Here is a 22,927-nt window from a genome sequence, read left to right on the forward strand (position 1 = left end):
AGCGCAGCGTACCGCATGGTGCGGCGCGCTGCGCCTTCGCAAATACTTAACTTTCAGCGAACAGCGACATCACCGAATCGCCGCGGCGAATCCGCGAGAACGTTTCGGCAAGCAGGCCGGCGCTGGTCAACGAACGGATCTTCGCGCACGAGCGGGCTTCGTCGCCGAGCGGGATCGTGTCCGTCACAACGAGTTCGTCGAGTGCGGAAGCGGCGATACGCTCGCCTGCGCCACCTGACAGAACCGGGTGCGTAGCGTAAGCGAACACCTGCTTCGCGCCGCGTTCCTTCAAAACTTGTGCTGCCTTGCAGAGCGTGCCGGCGGTGTCGACCATGTCGTCCATGATCACGCAGGTACGGCCTTCGACTTCACCGATGATGTTCATCACTTCGGCAACGTTCGCCTTCGGGCGGCGTTTGTCGATGATCGCGAGATCGCAATTCAGTTGCTTGGCCAATGCCCGGGCGCGCACCACGCCGCCGACGTCCGGCGAAACGACCAGCAGGTTCTCGTAGTTCTGCTTGCGCAGATCGCCGAGCAGCACGGGCGTCGCGTAGATGTTGTCGACCGGAATGTCGAAGAAGCCTTGAATCTGGTCGGCGTGCAGATCCATCGTAATGATCCGCTCGACGCCGGCGATTTCCAGCATGTTCGCCACGATCTTCGCCGAGATGGCGACGCGCGCGGAACGCGGGCGACGATCTTGACGGGCATAACCGAAGTAGGGGATGGCTGCTGTGATCCGGCCGGCGGATGCGCGCTTGAGCGCATCGACCATGATCATCAGTTCCATCAGATTGTCGTTCGCCGGTGCGCACGTGGACTGCAGGACGAAGACATCCTTGCCACGCACGTTTTCCTGAATCTCGACCTGGATTTCACCGTCCGAGAAACGGCTAACCATTGCTTTGCCGAGGGGAATACCGAGGATTTTGACGACTTCCTGTGCAAGCGCGGGATTTGCGTTGCCAGTAAAAACCATCAGGCCGTCATGGCTGCTCATCGTGCACCTACTTCAGGCTGGGGGCGAGGGAAATGCGAGAAATTTTGGCAGGGGAGAAAGGATTCGAACCTTTGCATGCCGGAATCAAAATCCGGTGCCTTAACCAGCTTGGCGACTCCCCTACACTAACTCTGAGCTTCGTCGAACGTGGAGTTTCGTTCGGCGAAGCAAAACTTATGACGCGAAAGCAAAGAGTGGATGCTGATCGAGACTTGCGGCCACTGCGCTGTTCCATTCGGCTGGCAGTTTGGCTTGCACCGCTTCTGCTTCAGCTTTACTACGGAACGCTGCAAAAACACTTGCACCTGATCCAGACATCCGCGCTGGCGCGATGTTTTCAAACCATCGCAACACTTGCGCTACTTCCGCGTATTTCCCTACGACAACCTGCTGCATGTCATTCCGGCCGAAGCTTTCTGGCCATTCAGTGTTGCAGCTAAGTTCTGCAGGAAAGTCCGTAATTGTGAGGGGTTTTGAATCTCTTGTCAACGCTTTTTCAGAAAAAATTGCTGCAGTCGGAACATGAACCCTCGGCGTCACTACTAGGAAATGGCGCGGCGGCAATTGTACAACGTCTAGTGCTTCTCCGACACCCTGCGCGAACGCATTTTTTCCAAACACAAAAAATGGCACATCCGCGCCGAGTTTCAATGCCAGCGCCTGCAATTCGAGGCGCGGCAAGTTGAGCTTCCACAGACGGTTCAGTGCGAGCAGTGTCGTCGCTGCATCGGAGCTGCCGCCGCCGAGGCCGGCGCCCATCGGCAGACGCTTGTCGATTTCGATATCGACGCCTTCAGGCGAGCCCGTATGCGTTTTGAGCAGCGTCGCGGCGCGCACGGTCAGGTCATGTTCCGGCGGCACGTCGGCGATCTCGGTGCTGCGCGTGATGAGGCCGTCGTTGCGTCGCGTGAAGTGCAGCGTGTCGCCCCAGTCGAGCAACTGGAAGACCGTTTGCAGCGTGTGATAGCCATCCGGCCGACGGCCGGTAATGTGCAGGAAGAGGTTGAGTTTCGCTGGCGCGAGGCAATCGCGCAGCGAATCGGTCGTTTCAATCATGAGTCGAGGCTACATGCGCCACATGGCGTCAAAGAAGCGGCAAGGTCGCGCGCGAAAAAGGTGCGTGAAGCGGCGCGGGTTACTGATCCAGCACGAGCTTGATGTCGAGCGGTGGATCCGAGCGGGTCAGGTTGATGCGCTTCACGCCGGTGGCCGGCGCGTCGGCATAAGCCAGATAGTCGATCGTCCAGCCGTCCTGCGTGATTTGCTTCAGCCGCGACGGTTGCTCCGGATCCTTCTCGGTCTTGGCGCGCGAGGTGGGCGCCGGCGACGGTTGCAGCCAATAGCGCAGCCCTTCGACCGGCAGCGCGAAGCCGAGCGCATTCTGCATCAGCGTGGAGACGTTATCCGCGGTGAGCGGCTGGCGATTCGGCAGTTCCAGCGTGGCCGAAGCTGGCGACGACGTCACCACTGCCAGCGTCTGGCCGAGCGGATTGCGCAACTGCAGGGTCACGGTGTCGCCGGTTTCCTGCCACGTGAAGTTGCCGTAAGCGTTGCGCTGCTGGCCGTTCTGATCGTTGTACTGGACCGCGAAGCGGCCCTGGTAAGCACGGCTCGTTTGCGCGGTGACGGAGGTCGCGGCATTCGACGTGGACGGACCCTGCGGTTTGACTGACGCACAACCGGCCAATACGACGACCGCTGCCGCTGCGAACCCGAGCGCCGCGCCACGCGGCGCCCGGGGAAAGAAAATCAGACGGGAAAGACGCATCAAAGATCGTTCACCTGAAGACGTTGGAGCGTTTTGACAAGCGTGTCGTTGTCCGGTTCGAGCTTTCGCGCATCGCGGAAAGCAGCGCGTGCCTGATCCTGATTGCCGGTTTTCCACAGCACTTCGCCGAGGTGCGCGCCGATTTCGGCGTTCGGCTGCATGTCGTACGCTTTGCGCAGCAGCTTGATCGCGTCCGATGTATCGCCCATCCGGTATTTGACCCAGCCGACGCTGTCCATGATGAACGCGTCGTTCGGCGCCAACGAGGATGCCTTCTCGACCAGCTTGTCCGCTTCGGCGAGGCGCTGATTGCGATCAGCCAGCGAGTAGCCGAGCGCGTTATACGCTTGCGGATTGTCGGGCTGCGTCTGGATCAGCTTGCGCAACTGCGCTTCCATGACGTCGTAATGGCCGGTTTTTTCAGCGGACATCGCGTAGTCGTAGGTCAGATCGGGGTCGTCGGGGAATTGCGCCGTGGCTTGCTGCAGACGTGTTTCCGCCTCCGGGTAGCGCTTCGCGTCGAACAGGATCGCCGCGTCGGTGCGGGCGATCAGCGCCTGGTCGCGCGGGTCCGACGCGGGCAGGTTAGCCAGCAGCTTGCGCGCGTCATCGGTCTTGCCCTGCTTGGCGAGCAATTGCGCGCGCGTGATCTGCGCCGGCACATATTGCTGGCTCGACGGCGAGATCTTGTTCAGCCAATCGCTCGCGGCCGCTTCGTTCTTCTGTTCGAGCGACAATTGCGCAAGGTAGATATACGCCTGGCCCGGATCGGCGCCCGGCGTTTTTTCCGCTTGCTGGGCGTACTGAGTCAGGTACGTTTGCGCGTCGTTGAAATTCTTCTGCTGGATCTTGATCAACGCGAGCGCCATGAGCGGCGTCAGTTCGTTCGCGTTGTTCTTATGCATGATCTCGAACTGCTTCTGCGCGTCGTCCAGACGGTCGCTCGCGAGATACATCTGCGCGAGCGCGAGACGCGCGTCATGCGATTTCGGATTCTGCTGCACGTACTTTTCGAGCGAGGCGATGCCTTCCTTGCGCTCTTCCGGGCCCATTTGCGACAGCATCAGCGCCGCCGGCAAATAGTCGGGCTTGAGCGTGAGCGCCTGTTCGAGCGACTTGCGCGCGCCCGGCGCGTCGTCCGACACGAGCTGCTGGCGTGCGATCGCCAGTTGCGCTTCGGGCCGGTTCATGTCGTTCTTGAGCAGATCCTGCAGCACGTGCAGGCCGCCGATCCGGTTCGGGCCGCGCGACAGCAGCAGTTGCAGTGCCAGAATCGCGCTGCCGCGATTGTCGGCGGGCACCCGTGCGAGTTCGCGGGCGAGGATCGGCGAAGCGTCGTCAGGTTTGCCGGACAGCACGAGCAGCGACGCGTCGAGTTGCGCGGCGCGTTCCGAGTTGGGCGCATACTGCTGCCACAATTGCGCGGCGGCCAAAGCGTCCGACGGGCTCTGCGCGGCCAGCGCGATCTCGGTGGCGCGCTGCGCCATGCGGGGATCATGCGTGTCGCGCGCGAGGGCGAGGTAGGTCTGATAGGCGGGCGCCGGCTGGTCGCGCTGCAGCGCGACTTCGGCGGCGAGCACCTGGAATACGATCTGGCTCGTCAGCGGCACGCCGGGCAGGGACTTCTGGTCTTCCGCCGAGGCCGGGCCGAGCGGATCCGGCAGGGTGACCGAAGTGTCATCCGAGTCCGGCGATGGGTCCTGCGCGTGGGCGGGCACGGCAGCCAGCGCCCAGACGGCGAGCGCCGCCGCACCGAGCATCCGGCGAGCGGACACGGCGTGCGGTACGCGGAATGCGCTAGCCGGGCGCTTCAAAAACAGCTTCACGAAGGACAAGTTCATGGAAATCCGTTCAATGTTTCGGACGATTGTAACGCGCTCGCTACAATACGCGCACAACCACTCACGCAAGTTGCAGACCAGTTAGACATGCCAGAGTTGCCAGAAGTTGAGGTTACCCGACGGGGAATCGAACCGTATGTGTCCGGGCGCAAGGTTGAACGCGTCGATGTGCGCACGCCCGCATTGCGCTGGCCGATTCCGGCCGACCTTGCGAAAACCTTGCGCGGCCACGTCGTGCGCAAGGTCGAGCGGCGCGGCAAGTATCTATTGTTCGAGATCGACGCGGGCTGGTTCATCGTGCATCTTGGCATGACTGGGACGCTACGGGTGCTGCGCCATGTGCCGCATCCGCCGGCCGCGGCGAAACACGATCACATCGACTGGATTTTCGACGAGTTCATTTTGCGCTATCGCGACCCGCGGCGCTTCGGCGCGGTGCTGTGGCACCCGCGCGAAGCCGGCGACGTGCTCGAGCACCCCTTGCTCGCGAGCCTCGGCGTCGAACCGTTTTCGCCCGCGTTCTCCGGCGCGCTGATGCACCGGCTCACGCGCGGGCGCAAAGTCTCGGTGAAGCAGGCGCTGCTGGCCGGTGAAATCGTGGTCGGCGTGGGCAATATCTACGCGTCGGAGAGCCTGTTTCGCGCCGGCATCCGGCCGACCACCGCGGCGGGGCGCGTCTCGCTCGTGCGCTACGAGTTGCTTGCGGACGCCGTGCGCGTGACGCTCGCCGCCGCCATCGAGAAGGGTGGCAGCACGCTGCGCGATTTCGTCGGCAGCAACGGCGAAAGCGGTTACTTCCAGCTCGACTATTTCGTCTATGATCGCGCCGGGCTGCCATGCCGTGTGTGTGGAACGCCGATCAAACAGATCGTGCAGGGGCAGCGTTCAACGTATTTCTGTCCCACCTGTCAGCGCTAAATCCCCAATGCCTTCTCGCTTAACTCCGCGTTCAACCCCGTCCGCCGCGCCTCGAGCGCCTGCTTTTCCGGTCATGTCTGATTTTTCCACGCGTCTGATCGCGTGGCAGCGTCAGCATGGCCGGCATGATTTGCCGTGGCAGAACACGCGCGATCCGTACCGCATCTGGTTGTCGGAAATCATGCTGCAGCAGACGCAGGTGTCGACGGTGATTCCGTATTACGCGAAATTTCTCGCGCGTTTTCCGACCGTTGCCGCGCTCGCCGCCGCGCCGTCTGACGACGTGATGGCGTTGTGGGCCGGCCTTGGCTACTACACGCGTGCCCGCAATCTGCATCGCTGCGCGCAGGTCGTGGTCGAGCAGCATGGCGGCGGGTTTCCGGCATCGGTCGAGGATCTGGCGGAGTTGCCGGGCATCGGCCGTTCGACGGCGGCGGCGATCGCGTCTTTCGCGTTCGGCGCGCGCGCGACGATTCTCGACGGCAACGTGAAGCGCGTGCTGGCGCGCGTGTTCGGCGTGGAAGGTTTCCCGGGCGAAAAGAAAGTCGAAAACGCGATGTGGACGCTGGCGGAGTCGCTGCTTCCGTCGAACGCATCGGACGCCGAAGTCAGCGCGTACACGCAAGGCTTGATGGATCTCGGCGCGACGCTGTGCGTGCGCGGCAAGCCCGACTGCCTGCGCTGCCCGTTCGCCGCCGACTGCGTCGCCAACGTGACGGGACGCCAGCGGTTGCTACCCACGGCGCGTCCGAAGAAGACCGTGCCGACGCGCCGTACGTGGATGCTGGTGCTGCGCGACGGCAACGCGGTGATGCTGGAGAAGCGCCCGCCGTCCGGTATTTGGGGCGGCTTGTGGAGCCTGCCCGAAGCCGCCGATGAAGCCGCGCTCGCCGACCGCGCGCGCGCTTTCGGTGGCGACGGTGCGGTCTCGCCGCTTGCGCCGCTCACGCATGTGTTCACGCATTTCAAACTGGACATCGAGCCGCGGCTCGCGGAGCTGGATCGAGGCGTGGGCGCCTTGGCTGCGCTGGGCGACGCCGACACTGCGTGGGTCGCGCTCAGCGATCTCGATTCGTTCGGTGTGCCCGCGCCGGTGCGCAAGCTGCTAGACAGTTTGCAGGGCTCGCTGATCTGATCAATCCGGCGGCCACGCGGCCGCCGTCACAGCAGTTGATGCTGCTGCATGTAGTGATGAACCACGTCGATCCGCGCGCCGGCGTCCAGCAACTCCATCAGTTTCTGGCGAGCACGCAGCGCAATCGGCAGCACTTCGGCAAGACGGTTCGACACCCATGACGGATCTTCGAGCCTGAACGGTTCCGCGAACGGCAGGCTTTCCGGATCGCGCTCGCGGATCGTCGCGATGATCCGTTCGAGCACCTCCGCGCATGCGCCGAACTTGGCCAGCTGCTCGTTGCCTTCGAGCGGCATATCCTCGCCGAGCGGCTCCGCCATGCCGACCAGCAAACCACTCGACTCGACGCGATGCGACAGCAGACGAAAACGCCGCGTGCCGCGTGCGCGAATCAGCAGCATGCCGAAGGCTTCGACATCGCACTCGTCGATTTCGGCGAGACAGCCGATTGCTTCGGGCACCGAAGGCTCTTCTTCGCGCGCCACTTCCGCACCGCTTTTCAGCAGGCACACGCCGAACGGCGTTTTTTCGCGCAGACAGTCGCGCGCCATGTCGAGGTAGCGCGCTTCGAAAATCTTCAGCGGCAGCAGTCCATCGGGAAACAGCACCGTATGCAGCGGAAACAGCGGCACATCGGCAAGCACAGTAGAAGAAGACATGGCGCAACGCTTCGAGTTGAGGCCGCGCGATGCGGCCGGTTAAGCCACTAACTTCGATGATTCGCCGGCTTCGACCGGCGCATCGCGGTGCCGCACAATGACATTCGCCGACGATGCGAGACGCGCGGCGAGCGTCTCCGCAATGAACACTGAACGGTGCTGGCCTCCCGTGCAACCGATCGCGACGGTCAGATAACTGCGGTTGTCGTCGCGGAAATGCGGGAGCCACTTGGCGAGAAAGTTCTCGATGTCGTCGATCATTTCATGCACGACCGGCAGTGCATCGAGAAAATCGATCACCGGTTTGTCGAGGCCCGTGAGTGGCCGCAATTCATGATCGTAGTACGGGTTCGGCAAGGTGCGGACGTCGAACACGAAATCCGCGTCGAGCGGCACACCGCGCTTGAAACCGAACGACTCGAACATCAGCACGAGTCCCGAATCTTTCTGCTCGATGAAACGTTTGACCCACGCGCGCAGCACGTTCGCGCGCAGATTGCTCGTGTCGATCTGATGGCCGAATTCGGCCAGGCCCGCCACGAGTTCACGTTCGCGTTCGATCGCTTCGGCGAGCGAGGTGAGCAGGCCGACATCGGCGTCGTGCGAAGTGGAACCGGAGAGCGGATGGCGGCGGCGCGTTTCGGAGAAGCGTTGAATCAGCGACTGCGTGCTCGCGTTCAGGAACAGCACACGCACGTCGTGGGCGCGCGACAGGTCGCGGATCATGGCGGGCATTTCGTCGAGCGAGGCGCTCGAGCGCGCGTCGATAGCGACCGCGAGACGGTCTTGCCCGTCTTCGGCGAGATAGGAGGCCAGTTGCGGCAGGAAACGCGGCGGCAGATTGTCGACGCAGTAATAGCCTGCGTCTTCAAGCGCGTTCAGGGCAACTGATTTGCCGGAGCCGGATATACCGGTGATCAGGATTATGCGCATGGAGTCGTCAAAACCGTACATTTCATCATAGCATCTGGTCTCCGTGCGTGTACCCGCGGCCTGTCGCCGGCTGCGGGCACCGCATTGTCTTGCGGGCTCAGATCAGTTTGCCGGGAAACTGGCTGTCGGGGTCTTGCATCGCCAGGCGCTGGCGATCCATGAAGTCGCGCAGCGTGTCGATGCCGCGCAGTTGCAGGATCGTGTTGCGCACGGCGGCTTCGACCAGCACGGCGAGATTTCGGCCGGCAGCCACCTGAATCGTGACCTTGCTGATCGGCAGGCCGAGCACGTCGACGGTCTGGCTTTCCAGCGGCAGCCGCTGAAATTCGCCATCGGGACGGCGGACCAGTTGCACGATCAGCTTGAGCTTCATTTTCCGGCGCACCGCGGTTTCACCGAAAATCGTCTTGATATCGAGCAGGCCCAGGCCGCGCACTTCCAGCAGGTTTTGCAGCAGCGGCGGACAACGCCCTTCGACGAAGTCAGGACCGAGGCGCACGAAATCCACCGCGTCGTCGGCGACGAGACCGTGGCCGCGGCTGATCAATTCCAGCCCGAGTTCACTCTTGCCGAGGCCCGAGTCGCCGGTGAGCAGCACGCCCATGCCGAGGATGTCGAGAAACACGCCGTGCAGCGTGGCGCGCGGCGCCAGAATGCGCGACATGTAGAGGCGCAGGCTGTCGATCACCGCGGCGGCGGACATCGGCGTGGTGAATAGCGGTGTGGACGAGCGCGTGCAGCGCAGGACCAGTTCCGGCGGCGCGGCGACGCCGCCCGCCACCACCAGAAACGGCGGTTCCAACGCGATTAGCTCGGCCATGTGGCGCGAGCGGTCTTCGTCGGTTTGGCGCTTGTAGTAGTCGATTTCGGCGTCGCCGAGCACCTGGATCCGGTTGGGGTGGATCAGGTTCAAGTGGCCGACGAGGTCGGCGCTCGACGTGGCATTGGCGACCGATTCCGAAGAAAAGCCGCGCTCCCAGCCTTCATGCCCCGTCAGCCAGCTGAGCTTCAGCATGGCGGCGTTGTCGTCGAAAATGCTTTGGGCGTTGATGCTGGACGTATCCATGAGTCAGTGACTCCAGTGTGGGCCGCTTGCCGGACAAAGCAACGGCCGCGCTAGCGCGGGCCGCTTACCTTGCCAGGCTGTATCCGCACGTGGGCGGATCACCGGCGTGCGGATAACCGCCGATGCATCAAGGTTGCCACTGAGTGAGCAGGCGATGCAATGATTCGCGGTCTTCTTCCGTATGCAGGCGCTCGCGGGCTTCGCGATCGGACAGCAACTGGGCGATTTCCGAAAGGATTTCGAGGTGCTGTTGAGTGGCCTGTTCGGGCACGAGCAGGAAGATGAGCAGCGAGACCGGCTGACCGTCGGGCGATTCGAAGGGGATGGGTTCGGCAAGACGGACGAACGCGGCGAGCGGCTGCTTCAAGCCTTTGATCCGGCCATGCGGAATCGCCACGCCTTCACCAAGGCCAGTCGATCCGAGGCGCTCGCGCGCGAACAGATTGTCAGTGACCGTGCTACGGGCGATGCCGTTCTGGTTCTCGAAGATCAGGCCCGCTTGCTCGAACACGCGTTTCTTGCTGGTGACCGATAGTCCGACGACGACGTTCTCGAGGGGAAGAAATTTGGCTAAACGATTCATGTTGACAGGCGGAAACGTGGCCTGGGTTCTCCTCGCTGGGGCGTTTGAGTGGCGTTCCATTCGTTTGATGCTCGCGGCGACGTGCGTTGGAGTCCGAAAGCGCAGGACTCCGGTCGACCGATTTCCGCTTGAGCTTACCTGACCCCGATGGTAACCGGAACATTATAGAACAGGGTAGCCACGGATGGTGCGGCGCGCCATCAATGCGTATTGAGTTCATTTGAAGCGCCGGCACTTGCTGCGACGCCGCGCGAGAAGCGGTGTCCGGAAACAAAAAACCGCCCGGTTCCGGGCGGTTTCGCTGGTAAGAGAAAACGAAGATCTATCGAAGAAAACCCTCTAATTTCCCCTATTGCGGCGGCACATCTAGTTGCGGCGCCGGTTGATACTTGATCGCCTCATGCGCATGGCCTTGCAGGCGGTCCTTATGGCGGATGACTTGCCGGTCAAGCTTGTCGATCATCAGATCGATCGCAGCGTACAGGTCGCTGTCACAGCTCTCGACAAAGATGTCCTTGCCCTTGAGATGCAGGTTGATTTCAACCTTTTGACGCTTTTCCTTTTCCTTGTGGTTGTCGACCGAGAGGACCACACTGCCGTCGATTACCTGATCGAAATGTCTTAGCACCCTATCCAGTTTGGTGATCACGTATTCGCGCAACGCAGGCGTTACTTCGAGGTGGTGTCCACTGATCTGCAGATTCATAGTGCTTCTCCAAGCTAATGGCCGCTTGGTCCGCACGATGACGAAGGTCCGGTCGATCTGTCGGCTTGCCTGAGTCGCCCCCCGGTGACTGACTTCTGGCAGGTCGCATCGGCCGGCCTTTCCGCCAACTGCGGAGCGGCCGGTAAATGCCCGCCACGGAAGGCGACGGGCTACAGAGACTTGCGCAGGTTGACTGCCGGGATCTTGAGCGCTTCGCGATACTTCGCAACGGTACGCCGTGCGACCACGAAGCCCTGTTCCGCCAGCAGTTCGGCTATGCGACTGTCTGAAAGAGGAGATTTCGGGTTTTCCGCTCCTATCAGTTGCTTGATGAGCGCACGGATCGCCGTTGAAGACGCCGCGCCGCCCGTGTCAGTCGAAACGTGTGATCCGAAGAAGTACTTAAATTCAAGCGTCCCGAATGGGGTCAGCATGTATTTACCGGTTGTCACACGCGAGACAGTTGACTCGTGTAGGCCCAGCGTATCAGCAATTTCCCGCAAAACCAAGGGGCGCATGGCAATTTCGCCGTGGACAAAAAAGCTCTTCTGGCGTTCCACAATTGCCTGCGCCACGCGCAGAATCGTCTCGAAACGTTGCTGGATATTTTTGATCAGCCAGCGCGCTTCCTGCAGTTGCTGGCGCAACGAACCACTGCCCGGATCGCCCCGGTTATTGCGCAGAATATTCGCGTACAGATGGTTAATCCGCAGCTTCGGCACCACTTCCGGGTTCAGTTCGGCCTGCCAGCCCTGTGCCGTTTTGCGCACCATGATGTCCGGCACGACGTAGTCCGCTTCGGCCTTGCCGTAGGCGGCGCCCGGAAACGGTTCGAGCGAGCGGATCAGCACATGAGCATCGCGCAGATCGTCGTCGTTTGCCTTCAGATGCTTGCGCAGACGCGTGAAATCGCGCGCCGCGAGTAGTTCCAGATGGTGGGCGACGATGTCGAGGGCGAGCGTGCGCGTAGGCGATCCGTCGAGCCGCAACAATTGCAGCTTGAGACATTCCGACGCGGAGCGCGCGCCGACCCCGGCCGGGTCGAAGCTATGCAGCAGCGCCAGCGCGGCGTTCATTTCGTCGAGGTCGACTTCGAGCTCTTCGGGCAGATCGGCCAGCACTTCCTCGAGCGTGGCGGCCAGGTAGCCGTCGTCGTCGAGCGATTCGATCAGGAAGGTGATCAGCGCCCGGTCGCGCTGGCCCGCCTGGGTGACGCGCAATTGCGCCATCAGGTGGTCGCGCAGCGAGGTGCTCGATTCGTGGATTTGCAGCGGCGGCAGGTCGTCGTCGTCCGAGGCGTTGCCCGAGCGGCCGTAATCGTCGAGATTCCATTGCGACGCGTCGCCGTTACCGTCGCCGGCCATGCCGTTGTATTCGTCCACGCCCTGCGGCTCGCCGTTCTCGGCGCGCTCGTTGCTGCTGCTGGACGAGGACGACGTATTGCCGCCCATCTGGTCGGGCGGCGCGGAAGAATTGGGCGCCTGGGCGATCAGCGAGCCGTCGGCCGCCACGCGCAGCGGGCTCGCGATCCAGTCGTCCTCGTTTTCGAGGAGCGGATTTTGCGAGATCGCCATTGCGACTTCCTGCTGCAATTCGAGCGTAGACAACTGAAGCAGCCGGATGGACTGCTGCAGTTGCGGCGTCAGCGCAAGATGCTGCGATAGGCGGAGTTGGAGGCTGGCTTTCATGGCAAGTTGAGATTCATTGTAGAGAGTTTGCCACGACCGCGATACCTTGCGACATTCGCAATTACGCGTGCGCCTGTTTTAGGCGGCGATGGGCGCGAGACGGCCCAGGTCAAAAAACCGGGTGTGCGCTTGCCGCATAGGGGCCGGCGGGTGCGCGCTCGCACTGCCGGTAATCCCTCATGCGCTTACATGCGGAAATGCTCGCCCAGATAGACGCGCCGCACGCTTTCGTTTTCGATGATTTCGCTCGGCGCGCCGGCGGCCAGCACGCTGCCGTCGCTGATGATGTAGGCGTGATCGCAGATGCCGAGCGTTTCACGCACGTTGTGGTCGGTGATCAGCACGCCGATATTGCGCTGCTTCAGAAATTTAACGATCTTCTGAATTTCCAGCACGGCGATCGGATCGACGCCGGCGAACGGTTCGTCGAGCAGAATAAAGCTCGGATTGGTGGCTAATGCCCGGGCGATTTCAACCCGACGGCGCTCGCCGCCCGACAGCGACAGCGCCGGATTCTCACGCAAATGCGCAATCTGCAGTTCGTCGAGCAGGGCTTCCGTGCGGCTCGTGATGGTGTCCTTGCTGAGCCGCTTGCCGTTGTCTTCGTGCTGCAATTCCAGTACCGCACGAATGTTTTCTTCAACGCTGAGCTTGCGGAACACCGAAGCTTCCTGCGGCAGATACGACAAACCCAGCGAAGCGCGCTTGTGGATCGGCAGCAGGCTGATCGACTTGCCGTCCAGGTCGATTTCACCCGCGTCGAGCGGCACGAGGCCGACGATCATATAGAACGAGGTGGTCTTGCCCGCGCCGTTGGGGCCGAGCAGACCGACCACTTCGCCGCTTTTCACGTCGAGCGACACGTCTTTGACGACCGTGCGCGAACCGTAACGCTTTTTCAGGTTGCGCACCGCCAGCGAACTGCTGGTGCCGGCCGGCTTGCGATTGGGGAGGGACGCTGAGGTGCTCACTGGTTCGGCGCTCCGGGAATCGTCGTGGACGGCGCGAGCGTGGCCGATGCGCCGTTCAGCGGCGCGGCGCCGCCGTTGCGCGGCGACAGCATGGCGCGCACGCGGCCAGTCGGGTTACCCGGGCCGGCGACGTCCTTGCCTGCCTTCGCGGTGTAGAAGTCGTTCTGGCCGTCATACGTAATGACGCTGCCGTGCACCTGGTCCATCACCGTGGAGAGGCCTTGTAGGCGCTTCACGGTGGCGTTGGTGGTGAGCGTGGTCAGATCCTGCTTGCCGTCGTAGTCGATCCGGATGGCCGTGCCTTCGATGTATTCGTCGAGCCCTTCGCGTTTCTGGCGGAAATACGACAGATTGCCGCCGCTCGAGGTGCCGGTGGCGTACTGATAGCCTTGGGGGTCTTGCGTCACTTCGACACGGTCGGCCTTGATCACGATCGTGCCTTTGGTGGCGACCACATGGCCGGTAAAGATGTTGACCTGCTTGAGGTCGTCGTAAGTCATGTTGTCCGCTTCGATGTTCAGCGGCTTGTCCTTGTCGGCACGATCGGCGTGCGCGAGCGGCGCGAAGCCTGCGAGCGGCAACGCGACGATCAGCGCAGCGAGTCCGGCGCGGCACGCGGACAGGGTGCGCGTGCGGCCGGTATCAAAACGGGGGAACGATTCGTTCATGCAGTCACGCCTGGAATGGATTACCCGGGTTGCTTGGGCGAACTGCCGCCTGCTTCGGACGGGGCGATGTTGCCTTTCACGTTACCGAACAGCTGCATCACCCGGGTGACGTTGTTGTAGTTCATGCCGCTGGCAGTCATCACCGACATGCCGCGCTGAAGTTTAACCGGCTTTTCTGTCTCGATCACATCGTCGTTGACCAGCACCCTAAAATGCTGCGAATCCGCTTGCATCTGCGGATCTCCGTAGCCGGGCGCCCGCACGATGCGCGCGTTGTCGTACAGATCGACGATCGACGCGTCGCCGTTCACCTTGCCGGTGTCGCCGGTTGCGGTGACGATAGGCTTGCCGGGCTGGAACGCGCGCATGGCCGGTTTGACCAGGTCGCTCAGCTCGTCGTCTTCGTAATGGATCAGCGACTGGGCGGTCAGCCGGTATTGCGTGGAGCCCGACTGATCGAGTTCGGAAACCGAGAAGTTGTCGGCGAAGTAGTCCGGCGTGTGCTCCTTGGGACGCACGACGCCTTCATTCTGCCGGGGCAGGGTGGCTTGCAGCAGCCACCACGTGATACCGGCGAGCGCCGCCATGGCGACCAACGGAATCAGTGACGTCAGGCGAAACTGATTCATCCGACGAGGCCCCGCTGTTCGCCGCTACAGGCGGCCGCGAGCAGCGCCTCGTACTTGTGCTGCGCGCGCAGCAGGGTGTCGCAGACTTCGCGCGCCGCGCCGTGGCCGCCGCGCGCCTCGCTGACCCAGTGGGCCCGCGCGATCACCTCAGGATGTGAATTGGCCGGCGCCGCCGCGAAGCCGACCTTCAGCATCACGCCGAGATCGACCCAGTCGTCGCCCATGTAGCCGCACTCTTCGGCCGTCATGCCGGTTTGCTGCAACAGGTCCGCGAACGCCTGAGGTTTGTCCTGCACGCCCTGATAGACGTGCGTGATGTTCATTTCCTTCGCCCGCGCCGCCACGATGCCGGACTTGCGCCCGGTGATGATCGCCGTTTCGATGCCGGCCTGGCGCAGCAGCTTCATGCCGTGGCCGTCCATCGAATTGAAGCCCTTCATCGTGTCGCCTTCCGCCGTGAACAGCAGACCGCCGTCGGTCAACACGCCGTCGATGTCGAAAATCATCAGCTTGACGCGGCTTGCGCGTTCGGTCGCGGTGGGAGGAGCGATGGCCATCAGATCACCTTCTTCGAGAACAGGTCGTGCATGTTGAGTGCGCCGATCAGCTTGCCTGCTTCGTCGACGACCAGCATCTGATTGATGCGGTAGCGCTCCATCAGTTCCACGGCTTCGACCGCGAGTTGATCCGGACCGATGGTGCGCGGGCCGGCGGTCATGACCGAGGCGATCGACAGTTCGCGAAAATCGCCGTCGCGTTCGAGCACGCGGCGCAGGTCGCCGTCGGTGAAGATGCCGGTTACGCGGTCGTCGTGATCGACGATTGCGGTCATGCCCATGCGCTTGGCGGTCAACTGGAACAGCGCGTCGCGCACGGTGGCGTCGGGCGTGACCTTCGGCACCTGGTCGCCGGTGCGCATCACGTCGCGTACATAAGTGAGCAGGCGCCGGCCGAGCGCGCCGCCCGGATGCGAGCGCGCGAAATCGTCGCGGCCGAAGCCACGCGCGTCGAGCACCGCGACCGCGAGCGCGTCGCCGAGCGCGAGCGCGGCGGTCGTGCTGGCGGTCGGCGCAAGATTCATCGGGCAGGCTTCTTTCGACACACCGGAATTCAGGTGCACGTCGGCCAGTTGTGCGAGACTCGAAGACGGACGGCCCGTCATAGCGATCAGCTTCGCGCCGAGCCGCTTGATGAGCGGCAGGATCGCCACGAGTTCTTCGGTTTCACCGGAATTGGACAGCGCGAGGAACACGTCGTCGGCGGTGACCATGCCGAGGTCGCCATGACTGGCTTCCGCGGGATGCACGAAGAACGCCGGCGTGCCGGTGCTGGCGAGCGTGGCCGCGAGCTTGCGGGCCACATGGCCGGATTTGCCGATGCCGGAAACGACCACGCGCCCACGGCAACCCAGGATGAAGTCGACCGCCCCGACGAAACCATCGTCGAGTTGATCGCGAAGCGCGCGCACGGCGTCCGCTTCGATGTCGAGCACGTCGCGAGCGAGCGCGAGTGCCCGGTCGCCATTGATTTTCGCTATCATTCGCGAAGTATAGCAAAGGCGCTTGTTCGCCGCGCCGGGCCTGCTGTGCCAAGCCGCTGCCTCTATCGCTGCCTTTACCGGCCCCTCAACCTTGTCGCACGGCGTTTCGCGTGCGCGGTTCCGCTGACGAACGAGGACGCTTTGCCGATGCGTTTTTGCCGATGATTTCCCCCCTCGAAATGACGCTGTTCCTGCTGCTGGCATCGGTAGCGGGCGTGGTGGTCTTTCGCTTTCTGAATCTTCCGCCGATGCTCGGCTATCTGACGGTGGGCATCGTCGTCGGTCCGCATGCGTTCGGTCTGATTCCCGACTCGGCGGGCGCGCAGAACCTCGCCGAGTTCGGCGTAGTGTTCCTGATGTTTTCGATCGGGCTGGAGTTTTCGCTCGCCAAGCTGCGCTCCATGCGCCGGCTCGTGTTCGGCCTCGGCCTGTTGCAGGTGATCGGCACCATCGCGGTGGCGGTCACGCTCGGCTTCGTGCTGGAGCGCTGGGTGCACATCAGGTGGCAAGCGAGCGTGGCGCTGGGCGGCGCGCTTGCCATGTCGTCGACGGCGATCGTCAGCAAGATGCTGGCGGAGCGGCTCGAGATCGAGACCGAGCATGGCCGCAATATCTTCGGCGTGCTGCTGTTTCAGGATCTGGCGGTGGTGCCGCTGCTCATCGTCATCGCTGCGCTGGGCGGCAACTCCGAAGATCTCGTCAGCGCGCTCGGCGTGGCGGCCATCAAGATCGTCGTGGCTCTGTCGCTGCTCTTGATCGTGGGCCAGCGCTTCATGACGCGCTGGTTCAACGTGGTGGCGCGCCGCCGTTCGCAGGAACTGTTCATTCTCAATCTGTTGCTGGTGACGCTGGGTTGCGCGTTCATCACGGACAAGTTCGGCTTGTCGCTCGCGCTCGGCGCGTTCATCGCCGGCATGTTGATCGCCGAGACGCCTTATCGGCATCAGGTGGAAGAGGACATCAAGCCGTTTCGCGACGTGCTGCTCGGGCTCTTCTTCATCACCACCGGCATGCTGCTCAATCCGCGGGTGATCTGGGAGCATCCGCTGATCGTGCTCGGCTTTCTGATCGGGCCGATTCTGCTGAAGGCGGTCATGGTGACGGGCCTTTCGCGGCTGTTCGGTGCGTCGCCGGGCGTCGCGATGCGCACCGGTATCGGCCTCGCGCAAGCGGGCGAGTTTGGCTTCGTGCTGCTGAATCTGATTCTCGACAAGCATCTCGTCGACGCCACCATGCTGCAGGCGATTCTCGCGGCCATGCTGCTGTCGATGCTGGCCGCGCCGTTCATGATCCAGAACGCGGACCGGATCGTGCTGCGGCTGTCCTCGACTGAATGGATGATGCAGTCGTTGCAGATGACGCGTATCGCCACGCAGAGTCTCAAGCAAAGCGGCCACGTGATCATTTGCGGTTACGGTCGTGCAGGACAGAACCTGGCGCGCATGCTGGAGCACGAGGGCTTGTCGTATGTCGCGCTCGACCTGGATCCCGATCGTGTCGCGGCAGCTGCGGCGGCGGGCGAATCGGTCGTGTTCGGCGATGCAGGGCGGCGCGAGTCGCTGCTTGCCGCCGGTATCCATCGCGCGGCCACGATTGCGATCACGTATGCGAATACGCCGTCGGCATTGCGCGTGCTGCACAACATTCACGAACTGGAACCGACGCTGCCGGTGATCGTTCGTACCGTCGACGACGCCGATCTGGAAAAGCTGCTGGCCGCGGGCGCGACCGAGGTGATTCCGGAAATCGTCGAAGGCAGTCTGATGCTCGCCTCGCACACGCTCGTGGTGATGGGCGTGCCGATGCGGCGCGTGGTGCGCCGGGTCGAGGAAATGCGCGATGAACGCTACGCCCTTCTACGCGGCTATTTCCACGGCGCCGACGACGTGGACGACGACGACGGCCACGAACAGGTGCGGCTACAATCGGTGCCGGTCGACGAAAGTGCGGACGCGGTGGGCCGTACCCTCGCGGAACTCGGTCTGTTCGATCTGGGTGTCGAAGTGACGGCGATTCGCCGGCACGGCATTCGCGGCGTGGAGCCGGACCCGTCCACCAAGCTGCGCGCGAGCGACATCGTAGTGCTGCGCGGTCTGCCCGAACAGTTGGCGGAGGCCGAGGAACGGCTCTCGAAGCATCGGCGCGCGGGCGCCGCCGCGGCCTGACGCCTGCTCCTGGCAAGGTTCGCCTGCCGGGCCGCCGCTAGTTGAGTTTTTCATCGGACCTGTCGAGGTCCATCCGGAGACATCATGTCCAACGCGCTTGCGAGCGCGCCGCTCGATGCGGCCGATTACATCAAAAACCACATTCGCACGGTACCCGACTGGCCGCAGCCGGGCGTGCAGTTTCGCGATATCACGCCGCTCCTGCAGGAGCCGAAGTCGCTGCGCGTCCTGATCGATCTGTTCGTGCAACGGTATATCGACGCCAAGCTCGACTACATTGCCGGGCTGGACGCGCGCGGTTTCATCATCGGGCCGATTCTCGCGTATGAACTGAACCTCGGCTTCATTCCGATCCGCAAGGCGGGCAAGCTGCCCTACAAGCGGGTCTCGCAATCGTACGAGCTCGAATACGGCACCGCGACCGTCGAAATTCATGAGGACGCCTGCAGGCCGGGCGACCGCGTCGTGATCATCGACGATCTGATTGCGACTGGTGGCACGATGATGGCGGGCAAGATTCTGCTCGAGCGCCTCGGCGCGGTCGTGGTGGAAGGCGCGGCGATCATCGATCTGCCCGAACTCGGCGGCTCGAAGCTGCTGCGCGAGGGCGGCCTCGCACTCTATACGGTGACGGGATTCGACGGTCACTGATCAGTCGCAGCCAAGCCGCTATGAACTACTTTCCGGTCACAAGAAGGTAAGAACGATGCCCAACTTCCTGCTGTTTCTCGCCACCTCGATTGCTATCACCATGGCGCCCGGCCCGGACAATCTGCAAGTGCTCGCGCGCGGTATCTCGCAGGGCCGCGCGGCGGGGCTCGTCGCCGCGCTCGGTTTTGCAACCGGCATCACGTTTCACACGACGTTGGCCGCGCTCGGCGTGGCCGCGTTGCTGCGCTCCTCGCCGGTTGCCTTTGAAGTCATCAAACTTGCCGGCGCCGCGTATCTGATCTGGATCGGCATCAAGGCACTGCGCAGCCAGGGTCTCGCGACCGCGCACGAACGCGCGCCGCAGCCGTTGATGGCGGTGTTTCGTCAGAGCGTGCTCGGCAATCTGCTGAACCCGAAGGTGACGTTGTTCTTCGTCGTATTCCTGCCGCAGTTCGTGCAGCCGCACGGCACGCAAAACGTCACGCTGCAAATGCTCGAACTCGGCGTGCTGTTCATGCTGCAGACGGTGGTGGTGTTTTCGCTGTTCGGCGTGTGCGCGGGGATGATCGGCGGTTGGTTGAAACGCCGGCCGCGCGTGGGCGTGTGGCTTGATCGCCTGGCCGGTGCCACGTTCATCGCAATCGGGATTCGCGTCGCGTTGCGTGATTGATTGGACTGGGTCGATAAGACGCTCGGCGCTCATCGGCAGCGACCGCAGACAGTTAGCTTGGAGCTTTAAATGACTTTGCCTTGCATCACCGCCGCGCGCCGCTTCGATGTGCAGGCGCATGTGCCGTTCTGGATCGACGCCGAACAGGTCGGCTGGATCCGGACGAGCGATGTGCCGCTGCTCGCGCGCTGGCCCGATGTGTTCGCGATCGACCGCGCCCGTGTGACGCTCGCGCCCGCGTTCAATACCGTGGATTTACGCAGCGCGGCGCTCGGTTCCGTGATCGGCGCACTTGCCGCCGATGGCCGCATTCCGGGCTGGCGCAACGAGACCTACGCGATCCGTAATGCGTTCGACGCGCCGCCGCTTGCGTATATCGAACGTGCGGCGTCGCGCTTCTTCGGCACGATGACCTACGCGGTGCATCTGAACGGCGTCGTAGAATACGAGGATAGCGCCCCGCAATTGTGGATCGCGCGCCGCAGCGACACCAAGGCGACCGACCCGGGCATGCTCGACAATGTCGTGGCGGGCGGCATCGGCTGGGGCCTCGGCGTCGAGGCAACGATCATCAAGGAATGCTGGGAAGAAGCCGGCATTCCCGAGGAGATCGCCGCGCGCTCTGTGGCGGGCCGCACCGCGCATGTGCTGCAATCGTTGCCGGAAGGCACGCAGGCCGAACAGATTTTCATCTACGACCTTGCGCTGCCGGCCGATTTCGCGCCGCGCAATCAGGACGGCGAAGTGGGTGAACACCGGCTCGCGCGCGTCGACGAAGCGGCGCGCTGGATCGAGGAGGGCGCGATGACCGTCGACGCGAGCCTGGCCACGCTGGATTGCCTGCTGCGCCGCCGCTGGATCGATGAAGACGCGTGCGCCGGCATCGAGGACTTGTTCGTGCCGCCGGTATTCGCCTGAGCGCCGCATCGGTGCGCGCGCAACGACCATGCCGAAACACGCTTCACCGAACCAGACACACCGAACAAACCACGCATTGAAGAAGGGAGTCACCCAGGTCATGTCGACCGATCACAGCTTTATCCTCAAACTGTCGTGCGCCGACCGGCCCGGCATCGTTCACGCCGTGTCGGGGTTTCTATTCGAGCGTGGCAGCAACATTCTCGACTCCGCGCAGTTCGGCGACAGCCGCACCGGCGAGTTCTTCATGCGCGTGCATTTCCAGCAGGTCGGCGGCGATCCGGGTCTGGAGGCGCTGCGCACGGCGTTCTCGGCGCTCGCCGAGCAGTTCGGCATGCGCTGGGAGTTGCACGATGCGTCGGTGAAACCGCGCGTGGTGATCATGGTGTCGAAGATCGGCCATTGCCTGAACGATCTGCTGTTCCGCTACCGCACCGGCCAGCTGGGTATCGAGATTCCGGCGATCATCTCGAACCACAAGGAGTTCTACCAACTCGCCGCCAGCTACGACATTCCGTTCCATCATTTCCCGCTGCTGGGCGCCACGCCCGACGCGAAAGCCGCGCAGGAAGCGCGCGTGCTCGAAGTGATCGACGAACATCAGGCCGACCTGGTGGTGCTCGCGCGCTACATGCAGATTCTGTCGCCGAAGCTGTGCGAAGCGCTGGCTGGCCGCGCGATCAACATTCACCACTCGTTCCTGCCGAGCTTCAAGGGCGCGAAGCCGTATTACCAGGCGTTCGACCGCGGCGTGAAGCTGATCGGCGCGACCGCCCATTACGTGACGACGGATCTCGACGAAGGTCCGATCATCGAACAGGAAGTGGAGCGCGTGGACCACAGCATGACGCCGGAGCAGCTCACGGCGATCGGCCGCGATGTCGAGTGCGTGACGTTGGCGCGTGCGGTGAAGTGGCACGTGGAGCATCGCGTCGTGTTGAACGGCAGCAAGACGGTGGTGTTTCGCTAAGAGCCGTTGCTTGCAGGCTTGCGCACTAGAGGGCGGTGGCCGGACGATCCCGGCGCCGCCTTTTTTTTGAGTCTATGAGCGCGCTGCGGACTGGCCCGCGTCGCGCGCCACGTTGGCGTTTTGCGCCGAACGGCGGCGCGCGTTCAGCTTCTTCAGCCAGATCAGCAGCCCCGTGGCGCTCAGCACGGCGACCGCGACGCCGACTGCGCTGATCAGAATCCGTCCGCCGAGACCTAGGATGCGTCCCGAGTGCAGAGGGAATTGCACCTGCACGAAGATGTCGCCCGCCGTGCCCTTGCCGGGAATCTGCGCGCCGAGTTGCTTGCCGGTGGCCGCGTCCCAATACATCCACGGATTGCCGAGGCCGAGATCGCCGTGATCATTGCCGGTCGCGTAGAAACCGACGCCGTACGCATGCAGGAATTCCGCGTAGTAGATGCCGCCTGGCGCGACGCTGAGGTTTTGCGCCTTGCCGGCCTGCTCGGCCAGTTGCACGATGCGCTCGCGGCTCAATACTTTGTCGCCGGGTTGCGCGGCGCGCAGGATTTCAGGGTTGTTGATCGGATCCGGCGTGAGCTTCGAGAACAGCGACACGATTGGGCGCACCACTGGCGCCGACAGATTCATCGACACCGACGTCAGCGCGACGATCATCAGCAAGCCCCAGATCCACACGCCGCCCGAGCGGTGCAAATCGAAAGTGAGCGCATAGCCGCCGCGCCCGAGGCGGAACGCGAACGACTTGCGCCACGCCTTGACGCTCGGAAACGAGAGCCACAGCGCGATCACGCTGTCGAACAGCCAGATGATGCCGACGATCCCCATCAACCACGTGCCGATATCGACGCCGCCCGTAAACGGCAGTTGCAGCGTGTAGTGGAGCTTGTAGATGAACGGGATCAGATTGAGCCGCGCGAGCGAGACGACGCCCCATTCGCGGCGTCCCTGGATCTCGCCGGTGGCGGGATCGACGGCGATCTGATTGAAATCGAGCGGGTAGGGCTTCTGCGTGGCCGGGTTGGTCCGCGGCAGCACCATCATTTGCAGCGTATGGTTAGGCTCGGCCGCCAGCGGCAGATACGTCACCTGGAGACGCGGATCGGCGGCTTCCACGCGGCGCGCCAACTCGAGGCCCGACAGTGCCGGGCCGGCGGTGCGGGCTTTGAAGAAAGATGGATTCAGCGCCGCATCGAGCTCATGGTCCCACGCGATGATCGCGCCAGTCAGACCGGCGACGAACAGAAACAGCGCCGTGGCGACACCGAACCAGCGATGCAGACGGACGAACTGGCGCCTCATGGGCGAGCCGTCGCGACGGAGCAGGACTTCGAAAGGGGTGTCACGACAGAGGCTTGGTGCAAATGGGAATTGTTCGCATCTTAAGGAATCATGCCACGCGCTGCAAGTTTGTCGTAAATGTGGCGTGGCTCGACAACAGCCGCCTG

Annotated in this window: 23 protein-coding genes and 1 tRNA gene; 7 read left to right on the forward strand and 17 right to left on the reverse strand. The window is 63.1% G+C overall.

Annotation, left to right across the window (positions count from 1 at the left end):
- Nucleotides 1-46: 46 nt before the first annotated feature.
- From P0D96_RS08320 to P0D96_RS08340, 5 genes are all read right to left on the reverse strand, one after another.
- Nucleotides 47-1,003, reverse strand: a complete 957-nt coding sequence (locus tag P0D96_RS08320) for a ribose-phosphate pyrophosphokinase (RefSeq protein ID WP_025597839.1) — start codon at nucleotides 1,001-1,003, stop codon at nucleotides 47-49.
- Nucleotides 1,004-1,048: 45 nt separating this feature from the next.
- Nucleotides 1,049-1,125: transfer RNA gene (locus tag P0D96_RS08325), tRNA-Gln, on the reverse strand.
- 52 nt (nucleotides 1,126-1,177) lie between these two features.
- The gene (ispE, locus tag P0D96_RS08330; protein WP_408178276.1) at nucleotides 1,178-2,059 is read right to left on the reverse strand and encodes a 4-(cytidine 5'-diphospho)-2-C-methyl-D-erythritol kinase; all 882 of its coding nucleotides are present in this window, start codon (nucleotides 2,057-2,059) and stop codon (nucleotides 1,178-1,180) included.
- 79 nt (nucleotides 2,060-2,138) lie between these two features.
- Entirely contained in the window at nucleotides 2,139-2,771 is a 633-nt protein-coding gene (gene lolB, locus P0D96_RS08335) for a lipoprotein insertase outer membrane protein LolB (RefSeq protein ID WP_132376123.1), read from the reverse strand.
- Nucleotides 2,771-4,612 carry a tetratricopeptide repeat protein gene (locus tag P0D96_RS08340; RefSeq protein ID WP_408284183.1) on the reverse strand — a complete coding sequence of 614 codons (1,842 nt, stop codon included), beginning with the start codon at nucleotides 4,610-4,612 and terminating at the stop codon, nucleotides 2,771-2,773. Before P0D96_RS08340 ends, lolB begins: the two co-directional genes overlap by 1 nt.
- A gap of 87 nt (nucleotides 4,613-4,699) precedes the next feature.
- On the opposite strand from P0D96_RS08340, the gene mutM reads away from it, so the two are divergent.
- Together mutM and mutY are read left to right on the forward strand one after the other, a co-directional pair.
- Complete coding sequence (mutM, locus tag P0D96_RS08345) at nucleotides 4,700-5,530, forward strand: bifunctional DNA-formamidopyrimidine glycosylase/DNA-(apurinic or apyrimidinic site) lyase (RefSeq protein WP_012431652.1); 831 nt, start codon at nucleotides 4,700-4,702, stop codon at nucleotides 5,528-5,530.
- A gap of 7 nt (nucleotides 5,531-5,537) precedes the next feature.
- Nucleotides 5,538-6,665 carry an A/G-specific adenine glycosylase gene (gene mutY / locus P0D96_RS08350; protein WP_408284186.1) on the forward strand — a complete coding sequence of 376 codons (1,128 nt, stop codon included), beginning with the start codon at nucleotides 5,538-5,540 and terminating at the stop codon, nucleotides 6,663-6,665.
- Between the two features lie 26 nt (nucleotides 6,666-6,691).
- Here mutY and P0D96_RS08355 read toward each other — a convergent pair whose 3' ends face one another.
- The 11 genes from P0D96_RS08355 to kdsD all read right to left on the reverse strand — a co-directional run bounded on the left by P0D96_RS08355 (nucleotide 6,692) and on the right by kdsD (nucleotide 16,108).
- Nucleotides 6,692-7,324 carry an LON peptidase substrate-binding domain-containing protein gene (locus tag P0D96_RS08355; protein WP_408178279.1) on the reverse strand — a complete coding sequence of 211 codons (633 nt, stop codon included), beginning with the start codon at nucleotides 7,322-7,324 and terminating at the stop codon, nucleotides 6,692-6,694.
- Nucleotides 7,325-7,363: 39 nt separating this feature from the next.
- Nucleotides 7,364-8,257 carry an RNase adapter RapZ gene (gene rapZ, locus P0D96_RS08360; protein WP_132376119.1) on the reverse strand — a complete coding sequence of 298 codons (894 nt, stop codon included), beginning with the start codon at nucleotides 8,255-8,257 and terminating at the stop codon, nucleotides 7,364-7,366.
- A gap of 97 nt (nucleotides 8,258-8,354) precedes the next feature.
- Complete coding sequence (hprK, locus tag P0D96_RS08365; RefSeq protein ID WP_012431656.1) at nucleotides 8,355-9,323, reverse strand: HPr(Ser) kinase/phosphatase; 969 nt, start codon at nucleotides 9,321-9,323, stop codon at nucleotides 8,355-8,357.
- 127 nt (nucleotides 9,324-9,450) lie between these two features.
- Nucleotides 9,451-9,966: a PTS sugar transporter subunit IIA gene (locus P0D96_RS08370; RefSeq protein WP_132376118.1), complete on the reverse strand. Its 516-nt coding sequence runs from the start codon at nucleotides 9,964-9,966 to the stop codon at nucleotides 9,451-9,453.
- Between the two features lie 289 nt (nucleotides 9,967-10,255).
- Nucleotides 10,256-10,612 carry a ribosome hibernation-promoting factor, HPF/YfiA family gene (gene hpf / locus P0D96_RS08375; RefSeq protein WP_106282113.1) on the reverse strand — a complete coding sequence of 119 codons (357 nt, stop codon included), beginning with the start codon at nucleotides 10,610-10,612 and terminating at the stop codon, nucleotides 10,256-10,258.
- A 170-nt stretch (nucleotides 10,613-10,782) separates the two neighbouring features.
- Nucleotides 10,783-12,300 carry an RNA polymerase factor sigma-54 gene (locus tag P0D96_RS08380; protein ID WP_132376117.1) on the reverse strand — a complete coding sequence of 506 codons (1,518 nt, stop codon included), beginning with the start codon at nucleotides 12,298-12,300 and terminating at the stop codon, nucleotides 10,783-10,785.
- A 185-nt stretch (nucleotides 12,301-12,485) separates the two neighbouring features.
- Complete coding sequence (lptB, locus tag P0D96_RS08385) at nucleotides 12,486-13,271, reverse strand: LPS export ABC transporter ATP-binding protein (RefSeq protein WP_132376116.1); 786 nt, start codon at nucleotides 13,269-13,271, stop codon at nucleotides 12,486-12,488.
- Nucleotides 13,268-13,939 (reverse strand): lipopolysaccharide transport periplasmic protein LptA, encoded by a 672-nt coding sequence (lptA, locus tag P0D96_RS08390; protein ID WP_132376115.1) that lies wholly within the window; start codon nucleotides 13,937-13,939, stop codon nucleotides 13,268-13,270. Before lptA ends, lptB begins: the two co-directional genes overlap by 4 nt.
- A gap of 20 nt (nucleotides 13,940-13,959) precedes the next feature.
- Nucleotides 13,960-14,568 (reverse strand): LPS export ABC transporter periplasmic protein LptC, encoded by a 609-nt coding sequence (gene lptC, locus P0D96_RS08395; RefSeq protein WP_012431662.1) that lies wholly within the window; start codon nucleotides 14,566-14,568, stop codon nucleotides 13,960-13,962.
- Nucleotides 14,565-15,125 carry a KdsC family phosphatase gene (locus tag P0D96_RS08400; protein WP_408312902.1) on the reverse strand — a complete coding sequence of 187 codons (561 nt, stop codon included), beginning with the start codon at nucleotides 15,123-15,125 and terminating at the stop codon, nucleotides 14,565-14,567. The genes lptC and P0D96_RS08400 overlap by 4 nt, the downstream gene beginning before the upstream one ends.
- Complete coding sequence (kdsD, locus tag P0D96_RS08405; RefSeq protein ID WP_132376113.1) at nucleotides 15,125-16,108, reverse strand: arabinose 5-phosphate isomerase KdsD; 984 nt, start codon at nucleotides 16,106-16,108, stop codon at nucleotides 15,125-15,127. Before kdsD ends, P0D96_RS08400 begins: the two co-directional genes overlap by 1 nt.
- Nucleotides 16,109-16,269: 161 nt before the next feature.
- On the opposite strand from kdsD, the gene P0D96_RS08410 reads away from it, so the two are divergent.
- From P0D96_RS08410 to purU, 5 genes are all read left to right on the forward strand, one after another.
- Nucleotides 16,270-18,273 (forward strand): monovalent cation:proton antiporter family protein, encoded by a 2,004-nt coding sequence (locus tag P0D96_RS08410; RefSeq protein WP_132376112.1) that lies wholly within the window; start codon nucleotides 16,270-16,272, stop codon nucleotides 18,271-18,273.
- An 84-nt stretch (nucleotides 18,274-18,357) separates the two neighbouring features.
- Nucleotides 18,358-18,924 carry an adenine phosphoribosyltransferase gene (locus P0D96_RS08415; RefSeq protein WP_408312905.1) on the forward strand — a complete coding sequence of 189 codons (567 nt, stop codon included), beginning with the start codon at nucleotides 18,358-18,360 and terminating at the stop codon, nucleotides 18,922-18,924.
- Nucleotides 18,925-18,979: 55 nt separating this feature from the next.
- On the forward strand, nucleotides 18,980-19,594 hold the full coding sequence (locus P0D96_RS08420; RefSeq protein ID WP_408312908.1) for a LysE family translocator: 615 nt from the start codon (nucleotides 18,980-18,982) through the stop codon (nucleotides 19,592-19,594).
- Nucleotides 19,595-19,663: 69 nt separating this feature from the next.
- Complete coding sequence (locus P0D96_RS08425; RefSeq protein WP_408312910.1) at nucleotides 19,664-20,512, forward strand: NUDIX hydrolase; 849 nt, start codon at nucleotides 19,664-19,666, stop codon at nucleotides 20,510-20,512.
- A 100-nt stretch (nucleotides 20,513-20,612) separates the two neighbouring features.
- A complete protein-coding gene (gene purU, locus P0D96_RS08430; protein ID WP_408312916.1) occupies nucleotides 20,613-21,482 on the forward strand; it encodes a formyltetrahydrofolate deformylase in 870 nt (289 codons plus the stop codon).
- Between the two features lie 72 nt (nucleotides 21,483-21,554).
- On the opposite strand, the gene P0D96_RS08435 is transcribed toward purU, so the two are convergent.
- Nucleotides 21,555-22,781: a PepSY-associated TM helix domain-containing protein gene (locus P0D96_RS08435; RefSeq protein WP_408312919.1), complete on the reverse strand. Its 1,227-nt coding sequence runs from the start codon at nucleotides 22,779-22,781 to the stop codon at nucleotides 21,555-21,557.
- Between the last annotated feature and the right edge of the window lie 146 nt (nucleotides 22,782-22,927).

The organism is Paraburkholderia sp. RL17-347-BIC-D (assembly GCF_046027915.1).
Taxonomy (GTDB): domain Bacteria; phylum Pseudomonadota; class Gammaproteobacteria; order Burkholderiales; family Burkholderiaceae; genus Paraburkholderia.